We start from the raw sequence: 11422 nt of genomic DNA, 5'->3' as shown, positions 1-11422 counted from the left end.
AGCCGGTAAAGCAGGAGTGGGCACAAGGATGCGGAAAGCAACGATCCTTTCGGTGGCGGCTATTGCCGCGCTCGTCACCTTCTCGGTCGGCTCCATTGCGCATGCATCGCCTACATCCTGTTCGACGTCCGACAGCACACCTTTCATCAGCCCGGTTTCGGGCGGTTATGTCTCCTCCACCTTCGGCTGGCGTATCCACCCGGTTCTGGGTGACCGGCGCTTCCACAACGGCGTCGACTTCGCGCTGCCGCAGGGCTCGCCCGTTTATGCTCCCGCCGAAGGCGTGGTGGTGCAGGTTGGCACCCACGGCAATTACGGCCGCCTTGTGCGCATCAAGCACCCCGATGGCATCGAGACCACCTACGCCCATCTCGCGGGTTTTGCCAAAGGCCTCAAGGTTGGCGCCAAGGTCAGCTGCGGCGACCTGATCGCCTATGTCGGCCGCTCTGGCCTTGCCACCGGGTCCCACCTCTACTGGGAGGTGAGCGAGAATGACGAGTTCCTCGATCCGCTGAGCATGATGGAAGGCTCGCCGGAAATTCGTGTTGGCGAAACCAAGCCCTTCAAGCCCAAGGCGCTGTCCCGCAATGGCAAGCCGGCCAGCAAGACCTCCATGGTCCTGCCGGCGCCGCGCAAGGGTGCTGCTGGCAAGCCGGCGGCTGTTGCCGCGGCAAAGCCGGCCGTGCCGGTACCGGCCGCAAAGAATGCTGTTGTTGCCAAGGTCGCTGTGCCGAGCCCGGCGCCGCGTGCTGCCAGCAACGATGTGGCCGATGGTGTGCCGCTGCCGGCGCCGCGCCGCGTCAGCTGATCCGCTGTCGCAGCACTGAAAAAGTACCGGAAAAGAAAAACCCCGCGAGGTGCCGGCCTCGCGGGGTTTTGTTTTCGGGAGCCGCTTGCCGGTCAGTGCAGATAGGGCACGGAGGGACCGAGTGCCCCGAGCGGGGAGGACGGGCCGCTTTGCGGTTCATAGAGCGCAGCGGTGGTGCGCTCCATGTCGAACACCGGCACGGCAGCCAGCGGACTGCCCCGTTCCTGCACACGTCCGGCATTCTGGGCGGTGACGACCTGCGAGATGCCCTTGTGGAGCGCCAGCAGGATAAGGCCCATCAGTTTGCTGCGTTCGCCGTCCTCGATACGCTCCAGCGTTTCCGGGGTGATGCCGGCGGGGGCGATACGGCGCAGCTGGTCGGCAATTTCACCGGCCACCCGCATCGGCGTGCGCCGGTCCCTTGCCGCCGCCTCGCGCATCGCGACGAAGGCATGGTGCGGCATGCCCAGCCAGATGCCGGCAAGATCGAACCAGAGGTGCGTGTCGAGCAGGGCCGGATTGCGGCCGGCCTCGGCTTCAAACGCCTCGTTGCGCAGCATGACTACCAGCAGTCCGAGCGCATATTCGATGGCGTCTTCCTCGTCCTCAAGGGTGAGTCCGTTGGGGGAGCTCAGACGGTCCATCTCATGGGGGTGGTCCTTGAAGACCAGATCGACACGATATCCCTCGCCGCCCTCATAAACCTCGATGCCGGCGATATTGTCGATGCGGAAGAAGGGTTGCAGATGGGCAGCGGCACCGTCGAAGCGGGCCTGCTGCAGTTCCTCGGCCTCTTCGGCGCGGTTGCGGGCGAGCGGAACAAGCTCTGCCAGCAGGGCCTCGCCGCGACGCTGGCGCCGTGTGTCGGTGGGAATACGATGCATGGCTCACGCACTCCTCTTCCTGCCCGGCCGTTCCTGGCCGCGGGCCTTTGCCGGCCAGGCTCGCAGGGCGGTAAAGACCGCCCGCAGCCGGGCCCACAATCAAGAGATGAGTGCGCGAAGGCTTCCGGTCAAGTAACGCAAAGGGATGTTATCCTTTGGATTAAGGCCGGAGTTCCGATGCCGGAGGGGAGCTGGCAGGGCGGCCATACGCTCCCGTTGCCTGTCGAGCGAGGGTAATTATTCTATCTCAAGCTGTTCGGCCAGCTGGTCTCGCAGCACCAGCAGGTCATCGGGCGGGATCTGGTTCAGCGCTTCGTAGCGGTGGATCAGCTGCTCCACCTCCATCAGCAGGGCATGCGGATCCTCCGGGCCGTCTTCCATCTGGTTGACGAGCATGTTGAGGCCGGCTTCGAGATCCTGCAGCGACATTGATATCTGTCCTTTGCTTCCTGGCTGGCCCGCCCGTTTTTCTCCCGCGAGGGCGGGCTGGCTGCGTTGCGCCCTGTTTGTAACCTAAGTATGAGCCATCGTTCGCGCCACGACCAGATCTGGAACTTGCCGGCGAATTGCTGCATTGTTGGGGGATTGGGTCATGGGAACGCGAACCGGCAGGGCAGCGGATGGGCGGATTTGAAGGCATGGGTGACGACGACATCGCCGCCCTTTTTGATGTCGATGTGGAAATCTCGGTGGTGCTGGGCACGCATAACATCCGTGTCGGCAACCTGCTGCGCATCGGCCGCGGCGCCGAAATCTATCTCGACCGGCGCATCAGCGAGCCGGTGGACGTCTTCGCCAATGACCGGCTGGTGGCGCGCGGCGAGGTGTGCATCGTCGGCGAGAAGGTGGGCGTAACCATTACCGAAATGGTGAAGGCCGACCGGTTCTGACCGGCGGGCGGTGTGCCGCCCTTTCCTGATACCGGGCTTTTGCGGCCCGATGTTTTCTGCTGAATGATCTCCACCAGATGATAGTCGCCCGATGACCTCCGCACTTCCGCCGGGCGGTTTTGAGACATCTCCCGTCGATGCCGGCATGGCCATGCGGGTGCCGGGAGCACCGGCGCCGCGGGTGTTGCTGGTCGATTCCGGCCTGGGCGGGCTCACGGTGCTGGCGGCCTGCCGGGCCCTGATTCCCGGCCTGTCTCCCGTCTTCCTTGCCGATCATGCCGCCTTTCCCTATGGCCGTCTTGCCGACCATGTGATTATCGAGCGTGTGGTCTCGCTCGTCACCTCCGCCCTTCTCGAGTGGCCGGCCGATGCGGTGGTGGTGGCCTGCAACACCGCCTCCACCCTGGTGCTGGGGCCGCTGCGCGAACGCCTGAGCGTCCCCGTCGTCGGGGTGGTGCCGCCGATCAAGCCGGCCGCGCTGCTTTCCACCAGCCGGGCCATTGGTCTTCTGGCAACACCGGGCACCGTCGGCCGCGCCTATGTCGACCGGTTGGTCGAGGATTTTGCCGCTGACTGCACCGTGGTGCGGGTGGGGGCGCCCGACCTTGCTGCCATGGCCGAGGCCTCGATGCTGGGGGAGGCCCCGGATACGGAAGAGATTGCCCGCATTCTTGGCCCTTTCTTCGGCCCCGATGCACCGCCCGTGGATGCGGTGGCACTCGGCTGCACGCACTATCCGCTGTTGCTGCCCGCTCTCAAGGCCGCGGCGCCGGAGGGAACGCGCTGGCTCGATCCGGCACCGGCCGTGGCCCGGCGGCTGGCTGAAGTGCTGGGTCCCGGGGCCGCCCGGCCTGCCGGCCATCCGCCGGAAGGAGTGGCGCTGGTGACCGCGCCGGCGGGAGAGCGGTTTGCCCGTGTGCTGGCCGCCGCCGGTCTTGACCCGCTTGAGCTCTGGTCTCGCCCCTTTGCCCTATGACAAGAAGGACGGGCTGCCCGCCTGTCGCCTGAAGGGATTATCATGACCGAACTGCCAGACCTTGCCGGGGCCGTGCTGCTGCCCATCGACATGCAGCGGGGGTTTGATCTTCCCGGTCGCTGGCCGGGGCGGTGGAACCATCAGAGCGATGAGCGGGGAAGTGCCATCCTGGCCGCTTGGCGCACGGCGAACCGGCCGCTCCTGCATGTGCGCCACGACAGTGTCGAACCCGGCTCGACATTGCGGCCGGGGCAGGAAGGAAACCAGTTTCGCCCGGGTTTTGAGCCGTTGGCCGGCGAGCCGGTGGTGAGCAAGAGCGTCAACTCCGCTTTCATCGGCACCGATCTCGATTTGCGGCTGCGCCGGCTTGGCGCGCAGTCGGTGATTACCTTCGGCATTTCTACCGACATGTGCGTCTCCACCACCATCCGCACCGGCGCCAATATGGGCTGGCGCATGGTGCTTGTGGCCGATGCCTGTGACTGCTTTGACCTGCCGGACGAGCGGGGCGACATCATTCCAGCAGCGGCGGTTCACGCGGCCCATGTTGCAACGCTGGGCTTCGAGTTCTGCACGGTCATCACGACCGGGGAGCTGCTTGGCGCTCTGGCGACCATATGATTTAGGTTTTTATTCCTTGACCTCGTGGACTGCTGCGTTATCGTCAGGGGCAGGAGGGCGACCAGCGCAAGGAGTGACGAGACATGAGCCTTGAAGCTTTTCTGCAGGCGTTTGCTGCCGGGCCGCTGCCGCAATGGGCTGTGCCGGCTGCGGTGGCCCTGCTGCTCTGGTTCCGGGCCCGGCGCGAGGAACGGGCGCTTGGCGCCGGCAGGCTTGAGGCGTTGCTTGCGACCCAGCAGCGCTTGCGCGAGGAACTGCTGGCTGACGGCGAGGCACTGCGGGGCCGCCTCATCGAAATGGAACGCAAGCTTGCCCACTGCCACGCGCAGCATGCCGCAAGCCAGCACCTGATTGCCCGGCTCACGGCGGCGGTTGAACGGCTGTCTTTGCCGCCGTCGGCGCTGGTGGTCTGAAGGCATGGATTTGGCCGGCGATCTTTATAGCCATTCGCTGCTGGTGCGGGCGCCAATTCATGGCGCTGCGGCACTGGTGCTGCTGGCTTTCGGGCTGGGCTGGATCGTCCTGCAGGTGGTCCGCTCTCCCGATGCCCAGCCCCCTCTGGGGGGGCTCCAGGGATTGTGGGCGGGCTTTGTCCTGATCGCCGCAGGCGGCCTGCTGTGGCGCCATTTTTTGGCACCGCTGCCCCCGCGTGACCTGTTGCTGGGTGCCGGCAGTTGGGGAGCGCTGATGGCTGTGATCTGGTGGATGGCCCTGCGCCGTGCCGGTCGCGGTGATGACGAGCCGGAGACATCGCCGTCGAGCCTGCGTCGCCGGCTGTCGGCCCGAAAACCTGCGGCCCAGAAGAGTGCCGGGAAGGGAGCGGATAACTCCCTTGTCGGGCCGGCAGAGGTCATCCTCGGCGCGCTTGCCGGCTTCTGGCTGGGTGCCGCAGAGATTACCGGCTTCATGACGCTGGGCGCCTTGCTCTGGTTTCCCTGGCTTTTCCTGTGGGCGCGCCTCAGGCGGGAGCGCGGGGGTTTTTCGCTGACGCCGCTCCTGGCGCTGATGCTGCTTTTTTATGCCCTGTGGCAGGCGGCGTCGCCGTTGGAATTTGGGCTCTGAGGGGCGTCGCCATGAGATAAAACAAAAGCCCCGGAAGGCGGACCTTCCGGGGCTTTTGTTTTTGTCGTCAGGCAATGTCCGGCCTTAGCCGGCCAGCTCCACCGAGTAATCCTCGATCACCGGGTTGGCCAGCAGCTTGGCACACATTTCCTTGACCCGGGCCTCGGCCGCGGCCTTGTCGGCAACGCCCTTGAGGTCGAGTTCGATCACCTTGCCCTGACGCACATTGCCGGCTTCGCCGAAGCCGAGGCCGTGGAGGGCGGTTTCGATGGCCTTGCCCTGCGGGTCAAGCACACCGTTCTTGAGCGTGACGTGGATACGAGCCTTCACTGCAGCACCTTCGGTCCCTTGAAATCAACGGGGCCACCCTCGGGCAGGATGCCGAGGCGGCGGGCGACTTCCTGGTAGGCTTCGGCGACATTGCCGAGATCCTGGCGGAAGCGGTCCTTGTCCATCTTCTCGTTGGTCTCGATGTCCCAGAGCCGCATGTTGTCGGGGCTCAGCTCATCGGCGAGGATGATGCGCATCTCGTCCTGATTCCACAGGCGCCCGAACTCGACCTTGAAGTCCACCAGCTTGAGGCCGATGCCGAGGAAGAGGCCGGACATGAAATCATTGATGCGTAGGGCAAGCGCCACCATGTCGTCGAGGTCCTGCGGGGACGCCCAGCCGAAAGCGGTGATGTGCTCTTCGGTGATCATCGGATCGCCCAGCTCGTCGGACTTGTAATAGTACTCGACGATCGAGCGCGGCAGCTGCGTGCCTTCCTTGGTGCCGAAGCGCTTGGCGAAACCGCCGGCCGCCACGTTGCGGACCACCACCTCGATGGGGATGATCTCCACTTCGCGCACCAGCTGCTCGCGCATGTTGAGGCGGCGGATAAAGTGGGTCGGAACGCCCACCTCGCCAAGCCTCTCCATCAGATATTCCGAGATGCGGTTGTTCAGCACGCCCTTGCCGGTAATAACCCCGTGCTTCTGGTTATTGAAGGCGGTGGCGTCATCCTTGAAGTACTGTACCAGCGTTCCCGGCTCCGGCCCTTCAAACAGGGTCTTGGCCTTGCCGTCATACAGTCGCCGACGTCTGGTCATGCGTGTCTGCCGTATCAGTGGCCCCGGGCTCAGGGGCAGTCATCCCATAAAAGGAAATGACCCGCGCCGCGAATGGGAGCCGCGGCGCGGGTATCGCGCCGCACCTTAATAGCAGTGTGCTCCGAAAGGGACAACGACCTATACCGCAGAACTGCCCGCAAAATCCGTCCGTATTATCGAAATTGGGGGGCTTTTGGCGTTACAGTTGCCGCCTTGCACCTGTGAACCGGAGAAAGCCGATGCCTGATTTCGCGCAACGTGCCGCTGCCTTTGAAGGCCAGTTTGCCCATGACGAGGCCTTGCGATTCCGGATTATCAACCGACGAAACGCCCTGTTCGGGATGTGGGCGGCAGAGCGGATGGGGCTTGCCGGCGATGCGGCACGCACTTATGCGCGGGCCGCCTGCGATACCTGGATCGCCACGGCGGATGACAGCGAGATCGTGATGCTGACCCAGGCGGATTTCTTTTCGGCCGCGGTCGACACTTCGCGCCATCGTATCGAGCGCAAGCTGCGCGAGCTTGAAGAGCAGGCCTTCACGCATGTGATGACCGCCTGAGAAGCCCTTCACAATTCCCGTAACAACCCCTGGGGCCGGCCTTTTGTGCCGGCCCTTTGATTTCTTAACAATTTTTTCATGTGACGGGTTTATGACCTCGTCCCGCTCCTCCTGACCGGAAGGACAGGGTCGGCCCGAACGTGTGCAGCCTCACGGATCTGTCACGCAAAAAGGCAGATATCGGAGAGGCATCGCCCGTCGTTCCTCAACAGGGCCGGACGGGGGAATAACTGGGTGAGACGCCCGCTGCCGGCAGGAATGGTTCCTTGATCGCAGGGCGCCTGGAGGCTCCGGAAACAAAGGCCGGAGTATCTGGATAGATGAAGATGATGACGAACAAACCGGTATTGGCCTTCGATGGCAGCAGCGAACAGGGCTTTTCCCTGATCGGCACCCTCAAATCCTACCGCCATCCGCAGCGGCGCGTTTCTGCGATCGAGCATCTGGTCGAGGTAATCGGCCTTACCATCGACGGGCGCGACCTGCGTTTCCTCATGGATACGCTGCGCTTCTACAGTGCGCACCGGCGGCAGGAAGGGGCGACAGCACCAAAGGCTGCCTGAGGCAGGGCAATCCCGCCGCTTCTCCTTGATAGCGTAAAACAAAAGGCCGCCCGGACAGGCGGCCTTTTGTTTTGTCAGGACTCGATGGGCTGGCGGTGCGTTTACTCCGCCGCCGTGGCGCTCACCGCTTCCGGATCGTCCTTCTCGGCATAGATTGCGGCAATACGCTCGCGCTCGGCGCGCACATCGGCGGCACTCGGGCGCTGGCTGGCGGATTTCAGCTGGCCGCAGGCCGCCAGAATGTCCTCGCCGCGCGGGGTGCGGATGGGGCTGGCGTAACCGGCATTGAGCACGACCTGGGCAAAACGCTCGATCTGGTCCCAGTCCGAACGCTCATAGGGGCTGCCCGGCCACGGGTTGAAGGGGATGAGGTTCACCTTGGCGGGAATGCCCTTGATGAGGTTCACGAGGCCGCGCGCATCGGCAAGGCTGTCATTGATCCCCTTCAGCATCACATATTCAAAGGTAATGCGGCGGGCATTGGTCAGCGTCGGATAGGCGCGCAGGGCCGCCATCAGGTCCTTCAGCGGGTACTTGCGGTTAATCGGCATGATCTCGTTGCGGATATCATCCGTCACGGCATGCAGCGAGACCGCAAGGTTGAGGCCGAGTTCGGCGCCGCAGCGCTCGATCATCGGCACCACACCGGAGGTGGAAAGGGTGATGCGGCGCTTGGAGATGGCGATGCCCTCGCCATCCATCACGATGCGCATCGCTTTGGCCACTTCCTCATAATTATAAAGCGGCTCGCCCATGCCCATCAGCACGATGTTGGAGAGCATGCGGCCATCCTGCGGGGAGGGCCACTCGCCCAGCATGTCGCGCGCCACCATGATCTGCTCGACGATTTCGGCCGCCGTCAGGTTGCGCACCAGGCGCTGGGTGCCGGTGTGGCAGAAGCGGCAGGTGAGGGTGCAACCGACCTGGGAGGAAACGCAGAGCGTGCCGCGATCCTCTTCGGGAATGTGCACGCTCTCGACCTCGCGGCCGTCATTCATCTTGAGGAGCCACTTGTGCGTGCCATCGGTCGAGCGCTGCTCGCGCGAGATGGACGGGCGGGCCACCACATGGGTTTCGGCCAGCTTTTCGCGCACGGGCTTGGCCAGATCTGTCATCTGGGCGAAGTCGGTGGCGCCGCGATTATAGATCCACTTCCACAGCTGCTTGGCGCGGAAGGGCTCGAGGCCGACGGACTGCACCTCCTCCAGCATCTCGTCGCGGCTGAGGCCGACGAGGTTCCTGCGGCCGTCCGCGCGCGGGGCGGGGGCAAAGTTGCTGGCGTGGCTGGCGGCGCCCATGGCGGCTCCTGAAACGGGTTCTTCCGGCAAGGCCGGGTATCTTTAATAAAAAGCCCGCGAGCCTTTTGGGGCGCGGGATCAGGGCTCGCCTTAAACAGCAAGCCGGGGCAGCCGGTCAAGCCCGGCGGGGATCATCCACCCCTCGAGCCTGAAGCATCGTGCTGCCAGTGTGATTTCCCTAACACAGATAACGCCCGGACGCGACGGCCAATCCCGCATGGCGCGCATGCGCTGGGACTACGGGCCAAGAGATATGTCTCAGATTGCCCGTCCTTCAAGGCCCGGCAGCTTGCGGCGGATATAGTCTCCCAGCGCCCGGGTGACCAGAGATGGGCTGGGGGCGGCATATTCGAGCGCGATGCCGATGGTGGGGAGTGCCGGCAGCTCCTCTTCGAGAACATGCAGGTCCGGTGGCACGGCGGTGCGGGTCAGCACGCTCACCGCATGGCCCGAGCGGGCGATGGTGATGAGCCCGGCAAGGCTGTTGCTGGCAAAGGCGATGCGGTAGCGCCGGCCAATGGCCTCCATCGCCGTGCAGGCGGCCTTGTAGTCGAGCGTCTGCGGGGCGGAGAGGGCGAGGGGCAGCAGCGGCAGGTCGAGCATGGCGGGGCGCGGCTCGTTGGCGACCCAGACGAAACTTTCCGGCCGGATCACCTCGGGGCTTGCCGCATCGGCAACCGAAACCAGCGCCAGCTCGATGCGCCGGCGATGCAGCAGCGGGCGCAGGTCGGTGCTCGGCCCGCAGACCATCTGCAACTCGACATCGGGATGCAGGGCGCAAAAGCCGTTGAGCAGTTCCGGCAGGAAGGCAATGGCATAATCGTCCGGGCAGCCAAGGCTCACCGAGCCGCGCAGGCCGGTGCCGCGCATCTCCCCCAGTATCTCGTCATGTTTGGCCAGCAGCGCATCAGCGTGGGCCAGCAGCTGCTCCCCGGCGATGGTAAGGCGCACGCCGGAGCCGGTGCGGTGGAGGAGCGGCTGGCCGATCACATCCTCCAGCCGCTGCATCTGCATGCTGAGGGCCGACTGGGTGCGGCCGACCTGATGGCTGGCAATGCTGATCGAGCCCGTACGGGCGACGACGGTGAAATTGCGCAGCAGCATGAGATCGAGATCGGCCATGGACATCAATTTAATCGATATCGGAGAGAAAAAGTATCAATTTGCCCGGAAGTGTGGCGGGCGGTAGCTGTTGGGTAACCCGCACTTCCTGAGGTGAAACGATGTCGCGCAATGACGACCCGATTTTCTGGGCTGACGCCAACAAGCATCTGACGCGTTACGGACCGGAGTTTGAGCCGCTCATCATCGAGCGGGCCGAAGGCAGCCTTGTCTATGATGCCGACGAGCGCGCCATCCTCGATTTTACCTCCGGCCAGATGAGCGCCGTGCTGGGCCACACCCACCCGGATATCGTGGCGACGGTGGACCGGCAGATGCGGCGCGTGGCGCATCTCTTCAGCGGCATGCTCTCACGTCCGGTGGTGGAGCTTGCCTCCCGCCTTGCGGCTCTCGCCCCCGGGCTGGAGCGCGTGCAGCTGCTGACAACCGGCGCTGAATCCAACGAAGCGGCGATCCGCATGGCCAAGCTGGTGACCGGCGGGCACGAGATCGTGGCCTTCGCCCAGAGCTGGCATGGCATGACCGGGGCTGCGGCCTCGGCTACCTACAGCGCCGGCCGCAAGGGATACGGCCCGGCAGCGGCAGGCTCCTTCGTCATTCCTGCCCCCAATGCCTTTCGTCCGCGGTTTACCAGGCCGGATGGCTCCAACGACTGGCAGCGCGAGCTGGACGATGCCTTTGCCCTCGTCGACAGCCAGTCGACCGGCAATCTGGCGGCCTTTATCGCCGAGCCGATCCTGTCCTCGGGCGGTATCCTTGAGCTGCCGCCGGGTTATCTCGCCGCGCTGAAGCGCAAGTGCGAGGAACGCGGCATGCTGCTGATCCTCGACGAGGCGCAGACCGGCATTGCCCGCACCGGCAACATGTTCGCCTTCCAGCGCGACGGGGTGACGCCGGATATCCTGACGCTTTCCAAGACGCTGGGCGCGGGCCTGCCGCTCGCTGCCGTGATGACGACGGACGCCATTGAGCAGAAGGCGCGGGAGAAGGGCTTCCTCTTCTACACCACCCATGTCTCCGATCCGCTGGTGGCGGCGGTGGGTGTCACCGTGCTCGATGTTGTCGAGCGGGACGGGCTGGTGGAGCAGGCGCGGGTGCGTGGCGAGCGGCTGCGCCAGGGGCTGCTCTCGCTCCAGCAGCGGTTTGAGTGCGTGGGGGACGTGCGCGGGCGCGGCCTGCTCCTGGGGCTGGAGGTCGTCACCGACCGCCAGAGCCGGGCGCCGGGCTTCGAGCTGGGCGCGAAGATCATGGATGAGGCGATGAAACGCGGCCTCAGCATGAATATCGTCAAGCTGCCGGGCATGGGCGGCGTCTTCCGCATCGCGCCGCCGCTGACCGTTAGCGAAGAGGAGATCGACCTCGGTCTGTCGATCCTCGGCAAGGCCATCGAGGCGGCTCTTTAAGAAGAAAAAATCCTTCTCCGCGGCAGTGGAGAAGGTGCCCCGTAGGGGCGGATGAGGGTGTGGGCGGCGCCATCCATCGCTGACGGCGCAGAGTGAGAGGCCCACACCCCCATCCGGCGCTTTGCGCCGCCTTCCCCATTATGG

At 64.7% G+C, this 11422-nt stretch carries 15 protein-coding genes; 9 read left to right on the top strand and 6 right to left on the bottom strand.

All coding sequences use genetic code 11. The features are described 5' to 3' along the window. Nucleotides 1-28 precede the first annotated feature (28 nt). Complete coding sequence (locus QTL98_RS15040) at nt 29-808, top strand: M23 family metallopeptidase (RefSeq protein WP_445679281.1); 780 nt, start codon at nt 29-31, stop codon at nt 806-808. A 92-nt stretch (nt 809-900) separates the two neighbouring features. On the opposite strand, the gene QTL98_RS15035 is transcribed toward QTL98_RS15040, so the two are convergent. Further along, nucleotides 901-1692: a hypothetical protein gene (locus QTL98_RS15035; protein WP_445679280.1), complete on the bottom strand. Its 792-nt coding sequence runs from the start codon at nt 1690-1692 to the stop codon at nt 901-903. 237 nt (nt 1693-1929) lie between these two features. Continuing rightward, the gene (locus QTL98_RS15030; protein ID WP_445679279.1) at nt 1930-2121 is read right to left on the bottom strand and encodes a hypothetical protein; all 192 of its coding nucleotides are present in this window, start codon (nt 2119-2121) and stop codon (nt 1930-1932) included. Between the two features lie 209 nt (nt 2122-2330). On the opposite strand from QTL98_RS15030, the gene fliN reads away from it, so the two are divergent. The 5 genes from fliN to QTL98_RS15005 all read left to right on the top strand — a co-directional run bounded on the left by fliN (nt 2331) and on the right by QTL98_RS15005 (nt 5241). Further along, nucleotides 2331-2582, top strand: coding sequence for a flagellar motor switch protein FliN (gene fliN / locus QTL98_RS15025; protein ID WP_445679278.1), 252 nt, complete (start codon nt 2331-2333; stop codon nt 2580-2582). Between the two features lie 91 nt (nt 2583-2673). Next, complete coding sequence (gene murI, locus QTL98_RS15020) at nt 2674-3558, top strand: glutamate racemase (RefSeq protein ID WP_445679277.1); 885 nt, start codon at nt 2674-2676, stop codon at nt 3556-3558. A 42-nt stretch (nt 3559-3600) separates the two neighbouring features. Beyond that, nucleotides 3601-4179 (top strand): cysteine hydrolase family protein, encoded by a 579-nt coding sequence (locus tag QTL98_RS15015; RefSeq protein ID WP_445679276.1) that lies wholly within the window; start codon nt 3601-3603, stop codon nt 4177-4179. 83 nt (nt 4180-4262) lie between these two features. Next, nucleotides 4263-4592 carry a hypothetical protein gene (locus tag QTL98_RS15010; RefSeq protein WP_445679275.1) on the top strand — a complete coding sequence of 110 codons (330 nt, stop codon included), beginning with the start codon at nt 4263-4265 and terminating at the stop codon, nt 4590-4592. A gap of 4 nt (nt 4593-4596) precedes the next feature. Next, on the top strand, nt 4597-5241 hold the full coding sequence (locus tag QTL98_RS15005) for a hypothetical protein (protein ID WP_445679274.1): 645 nt from the start codon (nt 4597-4599) through the stop codon (nt 5239-5241). 84 nt (nt 5242-5325) lie between these two features. Here the strand turns inward: QTL98_RS15005 and purS are convergent, their stop codons facing one another. Continuing rightward, on the bottom strand, nt 5326-5571 hold the full coding sequence (gene purS, locus QTL98_RS15000; RefSeq protein WP_445679273.1) for a phosphoribosylformylglycinamidine synthase subunit PurS: 246 nt from the start codon (nt 5569-5571) through the stop codon (nt 5326-5328). After that, nucleotides 5568-6332: a phosphoribosylaminoimidazolesuccinocarboxamide synthase gene (gene purC / locus QTL98_RS14995; protein ID WP_445679272.1), complete on the bottom strand. Its 765-nt coding sequence runs from the start codon at nt 6330-6332 to the stop codon at nt 5568-5570. The genes purS and purC overlap by 4 nt, the downstream gene beginning before the upstream one ends. Before the next feature lie 239 nt (nt 6333-6571). On the opposite strand from purC, the gene QTL98_RS14990 reads away from it, so the two are divergent. Both QTL98_RS14990 and QTL98_RS14985 read left to right on the top strand, forming a co-directional pair. Further along, on the top strand, nt 6572-6892 hold the full coding sequence (locus QTL98_RS14990; RefSeq protein ID WP_445679271.1) for a DUF1476 domain-containing protein: 321 nt from the start codon (nt 6572-6574) through the stop codon (nt 6890-6892). 320 nt (nt 6893-7212) lie between these two features. Next, entirely contained in the window at nt 7213-7455 is a 243-nt protein-coding gene (locus QTL98_RS14985; RefSeq protein WP_445679270.1) for a hypothetical protein, read from the top strand. Nucleotides 7456-7556: 101 nt separating this feature from the next. Here the strand turns inward: QTL98_RS14985 and rlmN are convergent, their stop codons facing one another. Together rlmN and QTL98_RS14975 are read right to left on the bottom strand one after the other, a co-directional pair. Continuing rightward, on the bottom strand, nt 7557-8753 hold the full coding sequence (gene rlmN, locus QTL98_RS14980) for a dual-specificity RNA methyltransferase RlmN (protein ID WP_445679269.1): 1197 nt from the start codon (nt 8751-8753) through the stop codon (nt 7557-7559). A 258-nt stretch (nt 8754-9011) separates the two neighbouring features. Beyond that, a complete protein-coding gene (locus tag QTL98_RS14975; protein ID WP_445679268.1) occupies nt 9012-9875 on the bottom strand; it encodes a LysR family transcriptional regulator in 864 nt (287 codons plus the stop codon). Nucleotides 9876-9976: 101 nt separating this feature from the next. Here QTL98_RS14975 and QTL98_RS14970 point away from each other — a divergent pair, with 101 nt between their 5' ends. Next, nucleotides 9977-11278, top strand: coding sequence for an aspartate aminotransferase family protein (locus QTL98_RS14970; protein ID WP_445679267.1), 1302 nt, complete (start codon nt 9977-9979; stop codon nt 11276-11278). Nucleotides 11279-11422 lie beyond the last annotated feature (144 nt).

The organism is Radicibacter daui, assembly GCA_030657355.1.
Lineage (GTDB): Bacteria > Pseudomonadota > Alphaproteobacteria > Radicibacterales > Radicibacteraceae > Radicibacter > Radicibacter daui.
Note: the sequence above shows the minus strand (reverse complement) of the source record. Positions and strands in the feature narration are given on the sequence as shown.

Excerpts from the sequence above, each read along its gene's own strand:
- QTL98_RS15040 (WP_445679281.1), top strand. The coding sequence starts at position 29 with ATGCGGAAAGCAACGATCCTTTCGGTGGCGGCTATTGCCGCGCTCGTC.
- QTL98_RS15035 (WP_445679280.1), bottom strand. The coding sequence starts at position 1,692 with ATGCATCGTATTCCCACCGACACACGGCGCCAGCGTCGCGGCGAGGCC.
- QTL98_RS15030 (WP_445679279.1), bottom strand. The coding sequence starts at position 2,121 with ATGTCGCTGCAGGATCTCGAAGCCGGCCTCAACATGCTCGTCAACCAG.
- fliN (WP_445679278.1), top strand. The coding sequence starts at position 2,331 with ATGGGTGACGACGACATCGCCGCCCTTTTTGATGTCGATGTGGAAATC.
- murI (WP_445679277.1), top strand. The coding sequence starts at position 2,674 with ATGACCTCCGCACTTCCGCCGGGCGGTTTTGAGACATCTCCCGTCGAT.
- QTL98_RS15015 (WP_445679276.1), top strand. The coding sequence starts at position 3,601 with ATGACCGAACTGCCAGACCTTGCCGGGGCCGTGCTGCTGCCCATCGAC.
- QTL98_RS15010 (WP_445679275.1), top strand. The coding sequence starts at position 4,263 with ATGAGCCTTGAAGCTTTTCTGCAGGCGTTTGCTGCCGGGCCGCTGCCG.
- QTL98_RS15005 (WP_445679274.1), top strand. The coding sequence starts at position 4,597 with ATGGATTTGGCCGGCGATCTTTATAGCCATTCGCTGCTGGTGCGGGCG.
- purC (WP_445679272.1), bottom strand. The coding sequence starts at position 6,332 with ATGACCAGACGTCGGCGACTGTATGACGGCAAGGCCAAGACCCTGTTT.
- QTL98_RS14990 (WP_445679271.1), top strand. The coding sequence starts at position 6,572 with ATGCCTGATTTCGCGCAACGTGCCGCTGCCTTTGAAGGCCAGTTTGCC.
- QTL98_RS14985 (WP_445679270.1), top strand. The coding sequence starts at position 7,213 with ATGAAGATGATGACGAACAAACCGGTATTGGCCTTCGATGGCAGCAGC.
- rlmN (WP_445679269.1), bottom strand. The coding sequence starts at position 8,753 with ATGGGCGCCGCCAGCCACGCCAGCAACTTTGCCCCCGCCCCGCGCGCG.
- QTL98_RS14975 (WP_445679268.1), bottom strand. The coding sequence starts at position 9,875 with ATGGCCGATCTCGATCTCATGCTGCTGCGCAATTTCACCGTCGTCGCC.
- QTL98_RS14970 (WP_445679267.1), top strand. The coding sequence starts at position 9,977 with ATGTCGCGCAATGACGACCCGATTTTCTGGGCTGACGCCAACAAGCAT.